At 58.2% G+C, this 17,220-nt stretch carries 16 protein-coding genes and 1 pseudogene; 11 read left to right on the forward strand and 6 right to left on the reverse strand.

From position 1 onward, the window contains the following. The first annotated feature begins 57 nt into the window (after positions 1-57). Positions 58-312, forward strand: coding sequence for a hypothetical protein (locus tag BBCT_RS09390; protein ID WP_033512769.1), 255 nt, complete (start codon positions 58-60; stop codon positions 310-312). A gap of 428 nt (positions 313-740) precedes the next feature. Continuing rightward, positions 741-1,805: a glycerophosphodiester phosphodiesterase family protein gene (locus BBCT_RS00590; RefSeq protein ID WP_033512771.1), complete on the forward strand. Its 1,065-nt coding sequence runs from the start codon at positions 741-743 to the stop codon at positions 1,803-1,805. Between the two features lie 119 nt (positions 1,806-1,924). Here the strand turns inward: BBCT_RS00590 and upp are convergent, their stop codons facing one another. From upp to BBCT_RS00615, 4 genes are all read right to left on the reverse strand, one after another. Beyond that, positions 1,925-2,566: a uracil phosphoribosyltransferase gene (gene upp / locus BBCT_RS00595; RefSeq protein WP_003836765.1), complete on the reverse strand. Its 642-nt coding sequence runs from the start codon at positions 2,564-2,566 to the stop codon at positions 1,925-1,927. 317 nt (positions 2,567-2,883) lie between these two features. Continuing rightward, the gene (locus BBCT_RS00605) at positions 2,884-3,627 is read right to left on the reverse strand and encodes a hypothetical protein (RefSeq protein ID WP_033512773.1); all 744 of its coding nucleotides are present in this window, start codon (positions 3,625-3,627) and stop codon (positions 2,884-2,886) included. Between the two features lies 1 nt (position 3,628). Beyond that, complete coding sequence (locus tag BBCT_RS00610) at positions 3,629-4,726, reverse strand: NUDIX hydrolase (RefSeq protein ID WP_003836760.1); 1,098 nt, start codon at positions 4,724-4,726, stop codon at positions 3,629-3,631. A gap of 87 nt (positions 4,727-4,813) precedes the next feature. Then, the gene (locus BBCT_RS00615; protein ID WP_003836759.1) at positions 4,814-7,048 is read right to left on the reverse strand and encodes an RNA degradosome polyphosphate kinase; all 2,235 of its coding nucleotides are present in this window, start codon (positions 7,046-7,048) and stop codon (positions 4,814-4,816) included. 811 nt (positions 7,049-7,859) lie between these two features. On the opposite strand from BBCT_RS00615, the gene BBCT_RS00620 reads away from it, so the two are divergent. The 8 genes from BBCT_RS00620 to BBCT_RS00655 all read left to right on the forward strand — a co-directional run bounded on the left by BBCT_RS00620 (position 7,860) and on the right by BBCT_RS00655 (position 13,613). Beyond that, the gene (locus BBCT_RS00620; RefSeq protein ID WP_003836753.1) at positions 7,860-8,678 is read left to right on the forward strand and encodes a P-loop NTPase; all 819 of its coding nucleotides are present in this window, start codon (positions 7,860-7,862) and stop codon (positions 8,676-8,678) included. Continuing rightward, positions 8,659-9,648, forward strand: a complete 990-nt coding sequence (locus tag BBCT_RS00625) for a CpaF family protein (RefSeq protein ID WP_003836750.1) — start codon at positions 8,659-8,661, stop codon at positions 9,646-9,648. Before BBCT_RS00620 ends, BBCT_RS00625 begins: the two co-directional genes overlap by 20 nt. Positions 9,649-9,662: 14 nt before the next feature. After that, positions 9,663-10,412, forward strand: coding sequence for a hypothetical protein (locus BBCT_RS00630; protein ID WP_231858068.1), 750 nt, complete (start codon positions 9,663-9,665; stop codon positions 10,410-10,412). Next, positions 10,412-10,936 (forward strand): type II secretion system F family protein, encoded by a 525-nt coding sequence (locus tag BBCT_RS00635; protein WP_033512777.1) that lies wholly within the window; start codon positions 10,412-10,414, stop codon positions 10,934-10,936. Before BBCT_RS00630 ends, BBCT_RS00635 begins: the two co-directional genes overlap by 1 nt. A gap of 212 nt (positions 10,937-11,148) precedes the next feature. Continuing rightward, entirely contained in the window at positions 11,149-11,436 is a 288-nt protein-coding gene (locus tag BBCT_RS00640) for a DUF4244 domain-containing protein (protein ID WP_003836744.1), read from the forward strand. Positions 11,437-11,439: 3 nt separating this feature from the next. Then, a complete protein-coding gene (locus BBCT_RS00645) occupies positions 11,440-11,808 on the forward strand; it encodes a TadE family type IV pilus minor pilin (protein ID WP_003836742.1) in 369 nt (122 codons plus the stop codon). A gap of 148 nt (positions 11,809-11,956) precedes the next feature. Then, the gene (locus BBCT_RS00650; RefSeq protein WP_047750699.1) at positions 11,957-12,346 is read left to right on the forward strand and encodes an Rv3654c family TadE-like protein; all 390 of its coding nucleotides are present in this window, start codon (positions 11,957-11,959) and stop codon (positions 12,344-12,346) included. Between the two features lie 115 nt (positions 12,347-12,461). Then, entirely contained in the window at positions 12,462-13,613 is a 1,152-nt protein-coding gene (locus BBCT_RS00655; protein ID WP_003836739.1) for a diacylglycerol/lipid kinase family protein, read from the forward strand. Between the two features lie 12 nt (positions 13,614-13,625). Here BBCT_RS00655 and BBCT_RS09725 read toward each other — a convergent pair. Further along, positions 13,626-13,715 (reverse strand): annotated as a pseudogene (locus BBCT_RS09725) (DUF5692 family protein); the annotation flags it as partial. A 5-nt stretch (positions 13,716-13,720) separates the two neighbouring features. Next, a complete protein-coding gene (locus BBCT_RS00660; protein ID WP_003836737.1) occupies positions 13,721-14,317 on the reverse strand; it encodes a TetR/AcrR family transcriptional regulator in 597 nt (198 codons plus the stop codon). A 270-nt stretch (positions 14,318-14,587) separates the two neighbouring features. On the opposite strand from BBCT_RS00660, the gene dnaX reads away from it, so the two are divergent. Continuing rightward, positions 14,588-17,185, forward strand: a complete 2,598-nt coding sequence (gene dnaX, locus BBCT_RS00665) for a DNA polymerase III subunit gamma/tau (RefSeq protein ID WP_003836735.1) — start codon at positions 14,588-14,590, stop codon at positions 17,183-17,185. The last annotated feature ends 35 nt before the right edge of the window (positions 17,186-17,220 follow it).

Raw genomic sequence — 17,220 nt, forward strand, 5'->3', positions numbered from 1 at the left:
ACCTAAGCAATCCGTAAGAGGACTTTTCAATATCCAATCGTGAAAACAGGAATATTCATGAGCTTTTCGCACATCTCACATGCGTCGATGAAGACGCTGGTGGCAGGCATCGCAGCCGCAGCCACCTTATGCACGGGAGCAATCGCAACCATGCAGACAGCCAACGCGGCCGACGCAAGTACCGCGCCCAGCGTCGCCGGACACGCCTACAACGATCTGCCGGTCGGCAATCCCGACGTCACCGTCACACAAATCGACAACAGTGCGTTGCCGGCAACCCCTCCAAGTGTGAATGAAGCCTTATATCCTTGATATTTTGTATGGATATGAGGTGGATTGTGGCCGCCTACATTCATTGTGATGATGCCGAAAACATACTGATTACTGGCAACGTGCTACCTCGCTTCCCTGTTGTTGCTCTTTACGTGCAAATTTTGCTTGGGTCACTACTGGTCGGTTTGTTACCGATTTGTCACAGACGGGAGGAAGTCGTTCTTTGAATCTTCCTTAGCTGATACTTTCATGCTAATTTTGCCTTTCGTATTAACACGAAAGTACCAAATGGGTTTGTACGTTATCGGAGATGACGGACGCTCAACAAACAGGCGATCGCGTATTGCGTAGATGACGGCTTTTTTGTGATTTATGGGCTAATCTCAGAAGAGACAGATTCGATGGCCGTGAACGGTGCGAACCAACGCGAGAGAATGCGCGAACGGCCATGTAAGGGAGGAAAGCCCATGTCCAAATCATTCGTCAACAAAGTGCTAGTGGGCGGTGCACTCGCTGCGGGCGCCGCAGTATGGGCAATCGCCCCGCGTACTTTCTCCGACAAGCGTCGCAACTATGTGCCAGCCGTGCCCGACGTGTGGTATGCGCATCGCGGCCTACATGACGCAGGTTCCGGCCTCACCGCGCAGTACGCCAGCGAAAGCGGCGAATATGTGGCGCTGGCACGTCGCATGGCCATGAAGGCCGGCTATGGCAGCCCTAGCGTAGCCGGGGCGATCGCTCCGGAGAACTCGCTTGCGGCATTCGCGGCGGCCTGTGAGGCGGGTTACGGCATCGAACTTGACCTGCAGATGACCGCCGACGGCGAAATCGTAGTGGTGCATGACGGCGATCTGATGCGCGTCGCCGGAGATCCACGCCGCGTGGCCGATCTTACCTACGATGAGCTGACTCGCATCCCGCTGTTCCCAACCGATGCCCCGGGTGCCGCTGTGGCAGCGCCGTTGTCGGGCTCGCTGGAGAAGCCGCCGCTGGTCACTACCCCCGACAGTGCTCCGGACGGATACTTCCAGCATGTGCCACTGTTCGCCGACGTGCTCAAGGTAGTGGCCGGTCGTGTGCCGCTGATCGTTGAATACAAGTTCGACGACAATTCCAAGTGGGGTCCGCGCGATGTCGAGCTTATGGAAAAGGGCGACGCGCTGCTGCAAGCCTATTCCGGTGCGTATGTGATCGAATCGTTCAATCCGGCCGCCGTCAACTGGTATAAGGAGAACCGTCCGGAAGTGTGCCGTGGCCAGCTTTCCTGGTGGCCGCAGGGGGAGGGGAAGCCGTCTGATCCGGGTGCGCTCGCCAAGGAATATGCGGCCGGTGCGTTGATTTTCGACTGGATTTCCCGCCCTGATTTCGTCGCCTACGACTGGCATGGCGGCAACAGTCCGCAGGTGCGGTTGGCTCGTTTCATGGGTGCCGTTCCCGTGTCGTGGACGGTGCGTAGCCGCGATGAGCTCGCCCAGTGCGATGACTGGTTCGACCATCATATTTTCGAGGCGTTCGTGCCCGATGAGCGGTAGAGGTTTTTACATATGATTTCGGCCTGCCGCCGCATGATTTGCGTTGTGGCAGGCCGTTTTTTTTTTATTCGATTTACTCGATTGACTGATTGGACCGATTCGGTTGAGCTCTGCTTCGGTCAGTCGATCACGCCATACAGACGGTCGCCGGCATCGCCCAAGCCTGGCACGATGTAGCACTTGTCGTTGAGCTTCTCGTCGACGGCGCACAGCACCAGCTTGAACTTGATGGACGGGTCGAGGTTCTCCTCAACGAACTTCAGACCTTCCGGAGCGCCCAGAATGCACACGGCGGTAACATCCTTCGCGCCACGCTCGGCCAGGTAATGCGTTGCTGCGACCAGCGTGCCGCCGGTGGCGAGCATCGGGTCGATCAGGAAGCACTGACGGCCGCTCAAATCGTCGGGCAGACGGTTCGCGTACGTGATCTGCTGGGTCGGGTTCTCCTCGTCGCGCTTCATGCCAAGGAAGCCGACTTCGGCGGACGGAATCATCTTGGTCATGCCGTCAAGCATGCCCAGACCCGCGCGCAGCACAGGCACAATGATCGGTGCCGGGGCAGCGATGTGCTTGCCTACCATTGGAGCGACCGGGGTTTCGATCGGCTTGTCCACGACTGCGATGTCGCGGGTGGCTTCGTAAGCCTCAAGCATCACGAGTTCGGAAACGAGCTCGCGGAACGTGGAGGACGGGGTGTTCTTGTCGCGAAGAACGGTGAGCTTATGGTCCACCAGCGGGTGGTTCAAAACATGAATATCCATGTTTTCTAAGCGTAGTCCATAATTGCGAGGAAAAGCGCGGGAGCCGGGAAAGGAGTCAAGAAAGACGCTGAAAATCGTATGAAAAAGCAACGAAATTTAAGAAGAGGGAAAGCGCCGAACCACGAAAGCGCCTGTCGGCGCAAAGGCCGCTCGCAGCGGCAAAAAATGGAGCCCGGGGCTATGCATGGCCCGGCGCGAATTCCTATTCTACAGATGCTGCAGACCGCACGGTACGCCGTGTCGCAAATTGATATTGCGATTGCTGTGCGGCACTTTTATTAGGGGGTAAGAGGTGGATTGCGCTACTCCAGATCGCGCTACTCCAGTTTTCCTCGCCTCCACAGATTCGCCCCATGGCGAAAATCCTTGGCGGTGACAAACAGATTGCCGGCCGTGTGCATCAAGCGGGCCGCTTTCGTGCGTGCTTGCTTTTTCGCGGCGTCCGAGCTTTCCGCTTGTACTGCCTCTGAATTCCTCGCCTCCAAGCGTGAGGTCATATTTCGTGCCTCAATGCGCAATCCCAACGCAACCACGTCGGTGAACGCCGCCGCACGTTCCAACGCAATCGCGAAATCGCCGGTGAATGCGCCCGCCAGAATCGAATCGGCGGTGTGTGCAATGTCATCTTCCGTGGGTGCCTGATCGACTCCGGCAATTGCCGAAGCGGTAGTTGCGACCGGTTCTCCGACGCGCCACAATCGTGCGATCGACTCACGATTCTTCCGCATCCACGTGCGCAGCACATACAGTCGCCATAGAATGCCCGGCAGCGAATCCGGCTCGGATCTGCTCCATAATTCGGCGATCACGTCAACGCCTTCGCGGTCCACCAGCGTGAGCACGCGTTCCACGAGTTCGGCGTCCTGCGTGTGATGCACGCGGTCCAGCAACGCGGCCGCCGAGGCGTGGCTCATCTCGTTGATTTGTGCCGGATCGGCACCTCCCGCAATATTGTCGGCCATCATCTGGTCGAGCTGCCCCGGGCGGGCCGGGCGCGGCGATCCAGTGTTGGTGAAACCGGCGGAACGGCTTGGAATAACCGAGCCGGAACCGTAATGCATGTTAGTAGACAATGGGTGAAACCTTTTGAATATCGATAATGCTGGGACCTTGCGGCGTATCGATTATAAACAGCGCTACGGCGGTGCCGGTAGGCATGAACGGCGTTTTGGCGATGAGCTGCTTGGAGAGCGCTTTGCGAGCGCACAGTCCGCGCAGATGGTCAAACATACCCCCGATTACCGGTCGGTGCATGCAGATCGCCGTGGTTTCGCGGGTTTCGAGCGTGAGCTGGATCTGCTTGAGGAACGCCAGCCATGCGATGGTCGGGTGTTCGGCGAAGGCGTCTTCCGTGAGCGCGTCGATGTGTTCCATCGAGCGTTCGGTCTGCCAGCTAAGCACCTGCAATGTTTCTTGACAGCGTAGCCATGGTGAGGTTGCGAGTCGGGTTGGGTTGTAGCAGGCAAGTTCGCGGTTGAGTGCGAATGCCGCGGCCGCGCCTTTCGGAGTGATCGGCCGGTTCGCGTCGGTGCCTTTCCACGATTTGCGCGATTCAGCCTTGGCGTGGCGCACGATCAGCAGATTCTGCGCGGTTGCGGCACCCTCTTGTACGCGGTCCACGAAGATGGCGAGGGTGTCTTTATCGGTGGAATGTGTGAGGATTTTACGTGCTTCACGTACGGAAACCCACACGATATCGTTGATTTCGCCTACATCCGCGCGATGCACGGGACCGAATGCGTCAAGCAGATGTTCCGCATCATCTCCGGAAATTGGCTGCGCCATCCAATACAAAGTGTGCTTGGTGTCGACGGCGCGATCGCGCGAATGCCGGGTTTTCTTGCCTTCTTCGGACAGCGGATATTCGACTTCGCACAGATACGGGCCGAGGGCGATGGAAACGCCTGTCTCCTCGCCGATTTCTCGCACTGCGGCATGACGATGTGATTCGCCCTGCTCGAGTTTGCCTTTCGGCCAGCTCCAGTCATCGTACTTTGGTCGATGCACGATGCACACTTCAATGCTGTTGAGTTGTTCTTTTGGAGATTTCTGTGCTGCAATTGCTGGATTTTCAGCGATTTCGCTACCGGCTTTCCACCGCCATACAATACCCCCGGCGGCTTCTACGACACGTCTCATGTTCTCGCTCATATCTTTCATTGTAAGTGGTAGGCGTGGTTATTGGTCATGATTGCGCAACGAAAATGGCCGATCCCGCAATTGCAGAATCGGCCATTTTCGCGAAACTTAGTGCCTTGCCGGTCGGCGCGTATGCTTCTTGATGAGATATTCCTGGGAATCGACCAGCGGGCGACCATCCTCATCCTTCGCATGGCGCACGTAGGTGCCGTCGGCTGCCATATGCCACGAGGTGGTGGAATCAGCCATCTGCAGATCCACGTACTTGATCAGTTCGTCGATCTGCTCTGGAGCGGTGATGCGCACCAGCGCTTCGACTCGACGGTCGAGATTGCGGTGCATCAGATCGGCGGAACCGATCCACACTTCCGGACCTGCGGCCGGGCCTTCACCGATTTGCGGGCCATCGGAGTTCGCGAATGCGTAGATACGGCTGTGCTCGAGGAAACGACCCAGAATGGAACGCACACGAATGTTCTCGGAAAGTCCCGGGACACCCGGCTTGAGCGCGCAGATGCCGCGTTCCACGATGTCGATTTTCACGCCGGCCTGACTTGCACGGTACAGCGCGTCAATGGTCTTTTCGTCAACGATGGAGTTGACCTTGATCTTGATCCATGCTTCCTTGCCTGCGCGTGCGGCATCCTCTTCGCGGCGGATGCGCTGAATCAAGCCGGAACGCACGGTACGCGGCGCCACCAGCAGGCGGTGGAAGCTCGACTTCGGAGCATAACCGGACAGCTGGTTGAACAGGCGGGTCATATCCTGGCCGACCACCGGATCGCAGGTCAGCAAGCCGAGATCGGTGTAGATACGGGCGGTCTTCGGGTTGTAGTTACCGGTGCCCACATGGCAGTAGCGGCGCAGGCCGTCGGCTTCCTGACGTACCACAAGGCTCAGCTTGCAGTGGGTCTTCAGGCCCACGATGCCGTACACCACGTGCACGCCGGCGCGTTCCAGCTTGCGTGCCCATGCGATGTTGGCGTCTTCGTCAAAGCGTGCCTTGATTTCGACCAGTGCCAGCACCTGCTTGCCCGCATGCGCCGCGTCGATGAGCGCGTCGATGATCGGGGAGTTGCTGGACGTGCGGTACAACGTCTGCTTGATGGCGAGCACCTTCGGATCCGCCGCAGCCTGCGCTAGGAACGCCTGAACGGAGGTAGAGAACGAATCGTACGGGTGATGCAGGAGGATATCGCGTTCGCGAATCGCTGCAAAAATGTCTTGCGCGCGGGACGACTCCACCTCGGCAATCTGACGATTGGTGGTCGGTACGAACGAACGGTACTTCAAGTCCGGACGGTCGATGCCGCCAAGTTCGAAGAGCACGGTCGCATCGAGCGGTGCCGGCAGGCGGTACACCTCATCGACGCTGACGCGCAGCTGGTCGGCGAGCAGCTGGGAAAGGAACGGGCTGGTCTCGTCGGAAATCTCAAGACGGATCGGCGGTCCGAAACGACGGCGCAGCAGCTCTTTCTCCATGGCGTTGAGCAGGTTCTCTGCATCATCCTCTTCCACGTCGATATCCTCGTTACGGGTGACGCGGAAGGAACGTGCTTCCTTGATGATCATGCCTGGGAACAGGGATTCCAGATGCGCGATGATCAGGTTCTCCATGGTGATGAAGCCGTAGCGCACGTTGGTGGCATCGTCGTCGGTCATGTCGTCGACGGGCACGAGACGGTTCAGGTTTCCAGGAATCTTCACGCGAGCGAAGTGGGATTTGCCGGAAGCCGGATTCTCCACAAGCACGGCGAGGTTGATGGAACCGCCGGAAATGTACGGGAACGGATGGGCCGGGTCCACGGCGAGCGGTGTCAGAACAGGGAATACCTGCTGACGGTAGTAGCGAGACAGGCGCTCCTGCTCGGCTGCGGTGAGCTTGTCCCAGCTCAGAAGCACGATCTGTTCCTTCGCCAGGTCGGGAAGAATGTGATCGATCATGTAGTGCGCGTGCTCGTCCTGTAGGCGGTGTGCTTGCTCGCTGATGGCGCGCAGCTGCTGCCTTGGGCTCAATCCGGAGGCTGCCGTCACGGCGATGCCGGTGTCGATGCGGCGCTTCAGGCCTGCGACGCGAACCATGAAGAACTCGTCGAGGTTGTTCGCGAAGATCGCGGCGAAGCTTGCGCGTTCGATGATCGGCAGGTCCTCGTCCTGAGCGAGTTCGAGGACGCGCTTGTTGAACTTCAGCCAGCTCAACTCGCGGTCGAAGAAGCGGTCGTTCGGCAACGGCTCTTCGCCGGCCTGAAGCTCACGCTTGTCGTTTTTATCGGTCTCGGCGATATGCTCAGCTATCTGGCTGCGCAAGATCGCCTTCGAGGGTGCGTCAAAAATCTGTGCCATACCTTCCTACTTTATCCTTAAGTAGCTGGAAATGCCGCCAAAAGTGTCAAAATTTAACAGGAGTTAACATTCGTTCGTTCATTATGCAAAATAAAGCGTCGACACGCCGCATTTTTGCTGCAAACGCACGCAATCAAACAAACACACCGCGCGTTTCGCACATGATGAATCATTTTCGTGATTCTTGCGATCGCAAAGCAACAGTTGCGATAAATAGGGAACATCAGCCGGTTTCGGTTTGCGATTGCCGGATTGCTGAGCATAATTACAAAGTACAAGAACAACTTAAGAGCAGAGCCCACAAATAGTGTATGGCCAAGATAGGTCGTTACGTTGGACGGGCATTGGATAGACTTACCGTTACGACGATGTTGTTGTGCAGAGATTCTGCTCTCAAGGTTCTTGCAAGGAAGGCCCGCTTCGGCGGGTCTTCCTTTTTTGTTTTGAGGCGTGCTGGCATGCGTCCGTCCCGTTTTCCGGTGACAGACGTGGATATTTGATGCCCTGTGGATAGCTGTGGATGACACGCCGTGGTTGTGGATAACTAGCGTCCTCCGACCACAGGGTCGGTTCGGTTTGCGATGGTATGCATCGAGACTTTTCAATCGACGGTATGAGTAGTGCAACGTCTTTTCCTAATATGCCTCCGGTGCCGCTGCCGTCGGGCGGACTGATGCCGGTCGCGAGCTCGGCCACATCGAGAACGGCGCCTCCGGAGCAGCGCAGAACCGTCTCTCCGCAACGGTTCTATACGCCGCCTGGATTACTCCAGGGAGCGACACCGGTCGGTGCGGTGCCTGGAACGTACGCCATGGTTGCCGAGCGTGGGCATGCGGTGCGAGAACTGAGCAATGTGGTAATCGTTGACTCCGTGGTGGCGGGAGTGGGGGTGAGCACCCTGGCGGCCATCTTGGCTCGTGAGCTGAACGAGCGTGGGCTCAAATGCGTGCTTGTCGATGCCGATCTGCAAGGCGGAGGTCTTGATGTGCTTCTCGGCGTGGAGAACGAAGACGGCTCGCGACTTGGGGAAATCAGCGCGCCGCTTGGCACCATCGACGGCAAGGCGTTGCTGCGGGAGTTGCCAGTCTGGGATGGCGTGCCACTGCTGTCCTGCGATCCTTGGAAAACCGAAAATCCGCAATCCTGGGAAGTACAGGCGTGCATTCGCGCGCTATCGCAGGTACGAAGCGCAGTCATCGTAGACGTGGGGCAAGGGAACGGACTGCAAGATCTGACGGAACTACGACAGGCCATCCGCATCAACGTGGTCGAAATGACGGTACTTGGCCTTGCCCGTGCCAAAGCGAACATGCAATCGCAACGCAATCCAAGCGATTCAATCGGGGAACACGATGTCGCAACGCAGGAACGGGAGTTTTTTGTAGGCATGCAACCGCGCGGAACCATACGCGACCATGGTGTGACGGCGACCGAGGAAGCGGCGGAATATCTCGACTGCGATATCGCCGCGGTCATCACAGCGGACGCCAAACTCTGTAGCGAACTGTTGGAAGGGCTCGGACTGCGCAAACCCAATCGTGCGAATGCAAAAGCCATCGCAACGCTGGCTGATCTCATTCAGGAGGCATTGGAAGAAAAGAGCGTCAACCATGGAACTCGGCCCGCTTAGCGACATCGCATCCGAACCGGGCGTCACCGACATTGCGGTGACCTGCGACGGCACCGTGTGGGTGGATCGCGGCCAAGGAATGCGGCCGTACGCAATGCGTGCGCCATTCGCCAACCCGCAAGCCATACGCGATTTTGCCGTACGACTGTGCTCGCAGCTCGGCAGAAGACTCGACGACGCATGTCCGATAGCCGACGCCTCCACCGTGGAAGGCGTGCGCGTGCACGCGGTTATCGCACCGCTCGTTCCACAAGGCGCGGCCATCAGCATACGATTGCCGGACGCGGTTGCGCCCAGTCTGGAATCCTTGGCGAAAAATGGCATGTTTCCAAGCAAATGGATGCCTTTGCTGGAAGGATTTGTGGAACGCAAGGCCAGTGTGCTTGTGACCGGTGGCACCGGAGCTGGCAAAACCACGCTGCTTAAGGCAATGCTTATGCGATGTGCGCCGGGGGAGCGCATCATCACTGTGGAAGAAGTGCGCGAACTCGGCATGCTCGACCATGACAATCGCGTGTCGCTGGTGACGCGAGACGCCAACATGGAAGGCAAAGGTGCCATAGGACTATCGCAATTGATATGCGCGACGTTGCGAATGCGCCCGGATCGCATTGTGGTGGGCGAATGCCGAGGTAGCGAAATCGTAGACCTGTTGCGTGCGCTGAATTCCGGGCATCGCGGAGGTATGACCACCTTGCATGCCAACCAAGTGGCAGCGGTCCCTTCGCGACTGGTGGCATTGGGGTTGCTTGCCGGGCTGAATCCGCAGGCCACCGCAGCGCTTGCGCAAGACGCATTCGACGTGGTGTTGCACGTGGATCGGATGGGAGGCCGTCGGCGCATCACACAAATAGGGCGACTCGAATTTGCGGAAGACAAACTGCGTGGAAACCTGCTGTTCGGATGGAACGGCAACCAGATGCTGGCCTCGCAGCAGTGGCCCGATTTCGTACGTGCATGGAGTCGTTGAATCGAGGTGGATGGATGAGAAGTCTTGGCGTTATCGCCGCGATATTGTTCGGACTGGCCGTATGGTTGTGGCCACGCCGAAACACGTACGATGTAGGTGAGCGAACGAGGGATGGTTCGGGGTGTGCGGGCGGTCGATGGAGTAAGGAACATGGCGGGAAGCAGGGATTGAAACCCGAAGGAATCGACGACTTGAATGCGTCGTCGAACGCATTGCCCGCCATCGGATGTGTGGCATGTGTAGCGTCCCTGCGGGCATCCGTGCGCAGCGGAGTCACGTTGGTGCAGGCATTCGAAGAACTGGGAGGAACGCCGTTCGCCACGCCTGAACTCACCAGGCTGCGCATAACCATGGTGATCCGCAGCAGATGCCCACGCAAAGAGCAATTTGGGCAAGGCGGGCAATCCGGCCAAGTCGAACGGCTGAGCGGCGAGCTGTATGCGGCCTGCCGGCTGAGCCTGACGCTCGGGTGTGAAACCGACCGATGCCTGCAGGCGGTGGCTGAATCGTTGAAACGGCAACGATTATTGGATGATTTGCGTGCCAACGCATTTGCCATGCCCAAAGCGACGATGAAACTCCTGATGGCGTTGCCGCTGCTCACTGTGCTTTTGGGAGAAGGCATGGGCGTGCACTCATTGGTCTTCCTTGTTTCAGGGGTCAAAGGCTTGGCATGTCTCGGATTTGCCCTCTGTTGCTACACGTTCGGACTTATCTGGATACGTGCGTTGATGCGGCAGGATGATATGAAAGGAGCCATATGATGACTGGCTTATGGATGCTGACAGCGGTGGTGTGCGCGGCCGAAGCGATATGGCTGAAGCAGTGGAGGCCGGTTCGCGTGCCCTCCGACCTTGCGCCCGCCGAGCGAATGCGGGAACTTCCTCTGCCGTTGATATTGGAGATGCTCAGCGTCGCCATCCGACAGGGATCTTCCATTCCCCGTGCGCTGATTGCCGTGGGAGATATTGCGGCAGGAGAATTCGGCGCGGGACTGCGGTCGGCCGGAGAGCAATTGAACGAAGGTGTTTCCTGGGATGATGCGTGGCCTGATGATGGCGATCTTGCGGTGGTCCGCGATGCGTTCGCTTCGTCATGGCATAGTGGCGCCTCTCCGGTGGAACGTTTGGAAACAGCCGTCGAACAATTGGATTGGGATGAGCGCGCGCAGATCGAACAGGCTGCGGCGAAATTGTCGGTTCGTTTGTTGCTACCGACCGGATTGTGTTTTCTTCCCGCATTTGTTGCGGTTGGGATCATTCCATCCGTTATGTCGTTTGTGCAATGACGGCATGTGCGTAACGACATCGGAAAAGCGGGGAATATCGGGAGCCGATAATTCACGGAGTTCTGTGGATAACTGTGGATGACACGCCGAGGGTGTGGATAACTCACATCCTCCGACCACAACCTTGGAAAAACGCTCCTGCAAGCGTGATGGTGCGCAACACTAGGTGCACTCGGCCGTCCGGCCGGGGTTGTTCGAACGAAAGGAACGCCATGAACAACGTAACGCCAATCAATGTCGATGGTTTGCCAGGCCTGATAGGCAGGGCGGGGCAACGGCTGTATGCCATGCGGGAACGGGCCGACAAGGCGATATGCCTGTTGGATGCGCGTATGCGCACGCTGACCGCCGAACCGGAAGAAGGTGCCGCCACCGCCGAATATGCGGTGGTGCTGGTTGCCGCCACCGGATTTGCCGCCGTCTTGGTGGGCATCATGAAATCCGATGCCATCAAAACGCTGCTGACCAACATCATCAAGAAAGCACTCAGCGTCGGGTGATCCATGGTGAGGCAATGGTGGAAATGCCATGCCGATGATGCCGATGAGGGAGCGGCCACCGCGGAGTTCGCGGTGGTGCTCCCCTGTGTGGCGGCGGTGGCGATTTTGGTGTTGTGCTTAGGGCGTGCGTCCGTGGTGTCGATGAACTGCCAGGATGCGGCCGCGGCCGGTGCTCGGGCCTTCGCGGTTGATGACACCGGCGGAGAATCGAAAGCAAGGGCTGCCGCTGTGGCTGCTGCCGGCGATTCGGCGACGGTACGGTTCGACCGTGGCACGGATTCCGTCACTGTTACGGTGCAATGCCCTGTGATACCTGACCCAACCGGCATGCTTCCCACACGAGTCACAGGCAAAGCGACCCGCTACTTCTAGCGCCTGTGCCTTGCATTTGCGCGATGCGGGGATGCCGGGGTGTGAGCTATATGTGGGTCTTCGGTTTCGGGAACTGGCAAGCGCGACATGTGAAACATGCCGTGAAAACACTGTCGGAGAGCGTCCGATGGACGCGAATCAGAAAGGAATGGGTGATGTGAAACGCTTTGTGAAACATTGGTTTGCTTGGATTCGCGAATCCGATGAAGGTTCGGGAACCATATCCGGTGTGGCGCTGATTGCGGTGGCGGCCATCATGTTGAGTGCGGTTGCGTCGGCAGGCAATCTGTTGCTTTGCCTGCATCGCGCGCAGAATGCGGCCGACCTAGCGTCGGTGGCGGCGGCCGACGCGCTATATGGAGGCTCTGCCGACCCCTGTTACGTGGCGGAACGTACCATTTCCGGTAATAATGCGGCGATCGGATCCTGCACGATAGAAGGTGATGATGTGCTGGTTGAAGCGCAGGTCGGTACGCAAGTGCCGTTCGTATCCCACGTCAGCAAGCGGTCGAGAGCGGGACCGATTGTCTGCGAATGAGCATCGCCTGGAAAAGCATCGCATGGCAGAAAATCGTCATGCAAAACGTGGCCATCTGTCTGGAAATCCGTTCGCATGTGGCGTGTGACGCGAATCGCGATTATCGTACTAAAGTATGAGCGAAACGTCCTATGTGAATGCGACTGTTGCCGTTGTCGGCAATCCGACGTCGAACAAAGGCAAGGGCACCGAAGTCGGCAATCAGGTGATCGGTCTGCTGCGGGAAGCCGGACGCAAGCATGGCTTCAACGTTATCGATGTGACCAGTGAGAGTTTTGAAAGCTCTTTGCTGAACGCCAGGAACCGTAGAAACGAATATGACTACTTGGTGGTGGTTGGCGGTGACGGCATGATCGCGCTCGGCGCCAATGCCGTGGGCTGCTCCGGCAAACCGCTCGGCATAGTGGCGACGGGTTCCGGCAACGATTTCGCGCGTGGACTTGAATTGCCGGTCAATCGTGTCCAAACCGCTGTTGATGGCATTGTCGGCGCGATTGTGCGCGGCACGCATATTGACGTTGATATGGGCTTGGCCACGTCGTTGCAGGGTGGATATGCCGTCGATTCCAGCACCGGTGATGAGCTGGTCAGCGATTCGGATGTGCCATTGCGTCCAGCGGTCAATCGCTTCTATGCGGGCATGCTCTCGTGCGGTTTGGATGCGAGCGTCAACGACCGTGCAAATCACTCGCGTTTGCCGAACGGTTCGTTGCGTTATTTCGCGGCCGTGCTCGTGGAATTGACCCATATGAAGCAGTATGGGTATCACATCAAAGCCACGTTGGCCGATGGCACGGTGGAAGAGGAAGACATTATCTCGCCGTTGCTTACGGTGGCTAATTCGCGGCATATCGGCGGAGGTATTGAGATCTCGCCGTATTCGCGGTTCTCTGATGGTTTGCTTGACTTGGTGTGGCTCGACCATGTGCCCAATGTCGTCGAATGCGCGGATGCGGTGGCGCGCGCCTACAGAGGCAAGATCCTCGGATGCAAGGTGTTTGGCTGGAAGCGTGTGCGCGATATCGAAATCACCCGCGCGCAAGAGGGCGATGAGCCGCCGGTCTTGATGGCGGACGGTGAATATGTTGGTCGCCTGCCTGTCAAGGTCGTAGTTCAAGACCGTGCTTTGCGTGTGCTGGTGCCGCCGGCCGTGGTGGAAAGCCAAGCCGCCAACACTGAAGAGAAAGTGCTGGAAGCCATCAAGCGTGATCACCGTGATCCGGTCACCGGCAAAACCGACACCTACTACGCGAAGCGCTCGCGGTAGTGCGTGCATGTTGGCCACGAGCGCGAACGGGAAGCGTTTGGACCATTCGGACTTGCCGATCTTGCCCCACTTGTATTTGAGCGCCATGAAGCCGATGCAGCCTGTGTTTACATGTATTCGTTCAAGTGCAGCGTCTGTGCTGCGACCTGTCTGATGACGGTGTCTTCAATGTCGGGGTGCAGTCTGATCAGAGAAATCAGGCCAACGATGAGCGTATAGAACGTCTCATGCTCGTTGGTGATGGGCATGCCATGCAATTTCTCGAAATCGCGCACTGTCGAATTGCAGATGTATTCCGCAATTCGATCGGCCACACGGTCGATGAATTTGATGTACAGTCCCGCGTTGCCGTCTTCGATCATGCGTTGGCTGAACGGGCCCTCATCGGTAATGAGGGAGCGGGTCAGCCGCACCACGTCGTCGAGTGCTTTCGAGATGTTGCCGACCTCTCGATTGGCGTTCCACTGTTCCAATTGCGTGATCACTTCGTCGATAACGTCGTCGAGTACGGCGTCCGCGACTTGGTCTTTGTCTTGGAAATAGTGGTAGAAGAGAGATCTGGTCATGCCTACGCGGCCCGCGATATCGCTAATTGTTATTTTCGAAAAGCCCTTTTCCAGGCAGATTTCGCGTGCTGCGCGCACGATTTGCGCACGGCGTGCGTCTCCGACTGTTGTTGCGGAAGCGTTGTGCTGTCCGTCCATGGCTCTCTCCTTCGCTCGAGTGGCGTCTCTCACCTGTGCGACACGTTGACACTCTGTCAATTTCTTGACTGCCCTCAGTCTAAAACGGAAATTGACATGATGTCAATTCTATAGTGTCGCTGTTGCTAATCCCAGCTTAAACGTTGCCGCGAGGCTTGTCCCCGGGGACACGCGCTGCACTGTTACGGGCAGGCTGTGCAGCCGGTCTTTGCGAAAAAACGTGTCGTAATTAATCGGTAGCCTAGTGGCACTACTGCGGAAGGAATTGCGATGGCACTGGCACTCTATAGAAGGTATCGTCCCGACACGTTCGACGGCGTGATCGGTCAGGACCAGGTCACGGTTCCGCTGATGCGCGCGCTCGACGAGAACAAGCTCACGCATGCCTACCTGTTCTCCGGCCCGCGCGGTTGTGGCAAAACCAGTTCCGCTCGCATTCTTGCGCGATGCGTCAACTGTGCGAAAGGCCCGACCTCGCATCCGTGCGGTGAATGTGAAAGCTGCAAGGATCTCGCCACGGGCGGCCCCGGTTCCATCGATGTGGTGGAAATCGACGCGGCCTCGCATAACGGCGTGGACGACGCCCGTGAGCTGCGTGAGCGCGCTGGTTTCGCGCCGGCCCGCGACCGCTACAAGATCTTCATTCTCGACGAGGCCCATATGGTCACGCCACAAGGCTTCAACGCGCTGCTGAAAATCGTGGAGGAGCCGCCGGAGCATGTGATGTTCATCTTCGCCACCACCGAACCAGACAAGGTGATCGGCACCATCCGGTCGCGCACCCACCATTACCCGTTCCGCCTGGTGCCGAAGGAGGTTATGGGCCCGTACCTCGAGCAGATCTGCGAAGACGAGCATATCGAGGCCGAGCCAGGCGTGCTGCGTCTTGCCATGCGTGCCGGCGGCGGTTCCGTGCGAGACACACTTTCCGTTCTTGACCAGCTCATGGTTGGTGCGGTTGACGGCAGCATCGCATACGATTCCGCGGTTGCGTTGCTCGGTTTCACGCCTGACGCTCTGATTAGCGAGGCCATCGACGCCGTTGCCGACAAAAATGGCGAAGCACTGTATGGCGTGATTCAGAAGGTTGTGGTCGGCGGTTTCGATCCCCGTCGATTCGTTGAGGATTTGCTTGCCCGCGTGCGCGATTTGCTGGTGCTCACGTTGGGCGGAACGCGCGCGGAAAGCGTGCTTTCCGACGATGCGGCCGACGAGAACATGGATGATTTGCGTCGTCAGGCTTCCGCTTTGGGATTATCTGCGTTGACGCAGATGGCTGACACGATCAATGCGACGCTTGCCAATATGACTGGTGCGATTTCGCCGCGCATGCGACTGGAATTGCTTGCCGCACGCTTGCTGGCCGGGCGTGAGGAAGGGGTGGCTGCCGTTGCGTCATCTTCCGGTATGCCTGATTTTGCTGGCGATTCCGGGGCTTCCGCCGCTGCAGAATCGCTGCGTGGATCTATGGCCGGCTCGCGCCGCCGTACGACGAGAGATGCCGCCGGTGTTCGGCCACAGGATTCCGCGTCGGCAATTGATGCTCCTTCCGAGCCTGTGAAACCGGCTGTGCAGCCGTCTGCGGCGCCGATGAATCCCGCCGACGCCGTCGCTTCCGGTGTGGCTTCCATGCTTGCGGATGTTCAGCAGGCGATGAATGCGACGTCTTCCGTTGCAGCCGCTGCGCCTGCCGCAACTCCGGCGCCTGTGGCAACTCCCGCACCTGCTCCGGTACATGACGACCGCACCCCCGACCAGAAGTGGGATGCTTTGGTGGCCGCGCTTCCTGAGGATGTGCGCGGTTATGTGAACCGTGAAAAAGTGCCTCGTGTGCTGTTGCGAGGCGACAGTTTGTGGATCAAATTCGACAAGGCGCTCAGCAAATATGCGTTCGCCAAGGGCGTGGCGAAGGAGTCGGTGGATGGAACCACCGAAGTGGTGAAAATCGTCCGCGCCGAAGTGCATAAGATGTTCGGCCCGAATGTCACGCTTGCCCCCGCCAAAAAGCTGGCGGACGGTTCCGAATCGGTGCCGTGGAGCAAGCTTAGCCCGGAAGAGCAAAGCAAGATCAACGTGCAGCTGGCGCAGGAGCGACTCAAATCCGCAACACTGCTGACCGCGAATCTTGGCACCGCCGCAAGTCTTGAATCCTCCGGCAAAGAGCCGGCGGTCGAGGGTGCGCAGAAAGCCGAGGATGGCGGTAATGCAGGGGATTCTAACGATGAGGAGGGTCACCGAGCCGTTGCGGACGCAACCGCTGAAAACGATCCGTGGGCGGTCTCACAACAGGCCGCAGTAGCCCCATCGCAACTGGATGACGATCCATGGGCCGTGCCAGCGCAACAGGTGCAACCGCAATCGGTAATCGCGAGCGGCGTCAACGACGTGAAAGCGCCGGAACAACACACGAAACATGTGGCCGTTCCCGATACCAGCGATAATGTCGACCCTTGGGCCGCACCAGCGCCGGTACCGCAGCAACCGTCGGAGGACGACGATCCTTGGGGTGCCCCCATGCCAGTTCAGGCAGGGCCGGCGGACCCCATGCCCGTACCAGCGGAACCTGAAACGGCCCCTAAGCATGCCAATCACCAGCATCGCGCACCTCGGCAGGAAGCGGCATCTCCGCACAACCAGCCGAACGCCGATCCATGGAACCAACAGTTCTCAGCTCCTGCGCAGCCGACGCCGCAGGTCGCCGCGGAAGATGACGAATATTCCATGAGCGACGAATCGATCGGAGCGTCCAACGCGTTAAGCGTTGACGATCTGACACGACTATTCGAAGTGAAAAAAGTCGAGGATTTCGGCCCCGACGACGCCAAAAACCCGCGCAACATGCAGCAAAAGAAGAATCTCGACGATTAACGGCACAATCGCGAATCTTACGGAAACCAAGGAAA

It is taken from the genome of Bifidobacterium catenulatum DSM 16992 = JCM 1194 = LMG 11043 (assembly GCF_001025195.1).
Taxonomy (GTDB): domain Bacteria; phylum Actinomycetota; class Actinomycetes; order Actinomycetales; family Bifidobacteriaceae; genus Bifidobacterium; species Bifidobacterium catenulatum.

Bases quoted from the DNA above. Each gene is read 5' to 3' on its own strand.
- BBCT_RS00610 (WP_003836760.1), bottom strand. From the start codon at position 4,726: ATGAAAGATATGAGCGAGAACATGAGACGTGTCGTAGAAGCCGCCGGG.
- BBCT_RS00645 (WP_003836742.1), top strand. From the start codon at position 11,440: ATGGTGAGGCAATGGTGGAAATGCCATGCCGATGATGCCGATGAGGGA.
- dnaX (WP_003836735.1), top strand. From the start codon at position 14,588: ATGGCACTGGCACTCTATAGAAGGTATCGTCCCGACACGTTCGACGGC.
- BBCT_RS00660 (WP_003836737.1), bottom strand. From the start codon at position 14,317: ATGGACGGACAGCACAACGCTTCCGCAACAACAGTCGGAGACGCACGC.
- BBCT_RS00630 (WP_231858068.1), top strand. From the start codon at position 9,663: ATGAGAAGTCTTGGCGTTATCGCCGCGATATTGTTCGGACTGGCCGTA.
- upp (WP_003836765.1), bottom strand. From the start codon at position 2,566: ATGGATATTCATGTTTTGAACCACCCGCTGGTGGACCATAAGCTCACC.
- BBCT_RS00650 (WP_047750699.1), top strand. From the start codon at position 11,957: ATGGGTGATGTGAAACGCTTTGTGAAACATTGGTTTGCTTGGATTCGC.
- BBCT_RS00620 (WP_003836753.1), top strand. From the start codon at position 7,860: ATGGTTGCCGAGCGTGGGCATGCGGTGCGAGAACTGAGCAATGTGGTA.
- BBCT_RS09390 (WP_033512769.1), top strand. From the start codon at position 58: ATGAGCTTTTCGCACATCTCACATGCGTCGATGAAGACGCTGGTGGCA.
- BBCT_RS00590 (WP_033512771.1), top strand. From the start codon at position 741: ATGTCCAAATCATTCGTCAACAAAGTGCTAGTGGGCGGTGCACTCGCT.
- BBCT_RS00640 (WP_003836744.1), top strand. From the start codon at position 11,149: ATGAACAACGTAACGCCAATCAATGTCGATGGTTTGCCAGGCCTGATA.
- BBCT_RS00655 (WP_003836739.1), top strand. From the start codon at position 12,462: ATGAGCGAAACGTCCTATGTGAATGCGACTGTTGCCGTTGTCGGCAAT.
- BBCT_RS00615 (WP_003836759.1), bottom strand. From the start codon at position 7,048: ATGGCACAGATTTTTGACGCACCCTCGAAGGCGATCTTGCGCAGCCAG.
- BBCT_RS00625 (WP_003836750.1), top strand. From the start codon at position 8,659: ATGGAACTCGGCCCGCTTAGCGACATCGCATCCGAACCGGGCGTCACC.
- BBCT_RS00605 (WP_033512773.1), bottom strand. From the start codon at position 3,627: ATGCATTACGGTTCCGGCTCGGTTATTCCAAGCCGTTCCGCCGGTTTC.
- BBCT_RS00635 (WP_033512777.1), top strand. From the start codon at position 10,412: ATGACTGGCTTATGGATGCTGACAGCGGTGGTGTGCGCGGCCGAAGCG.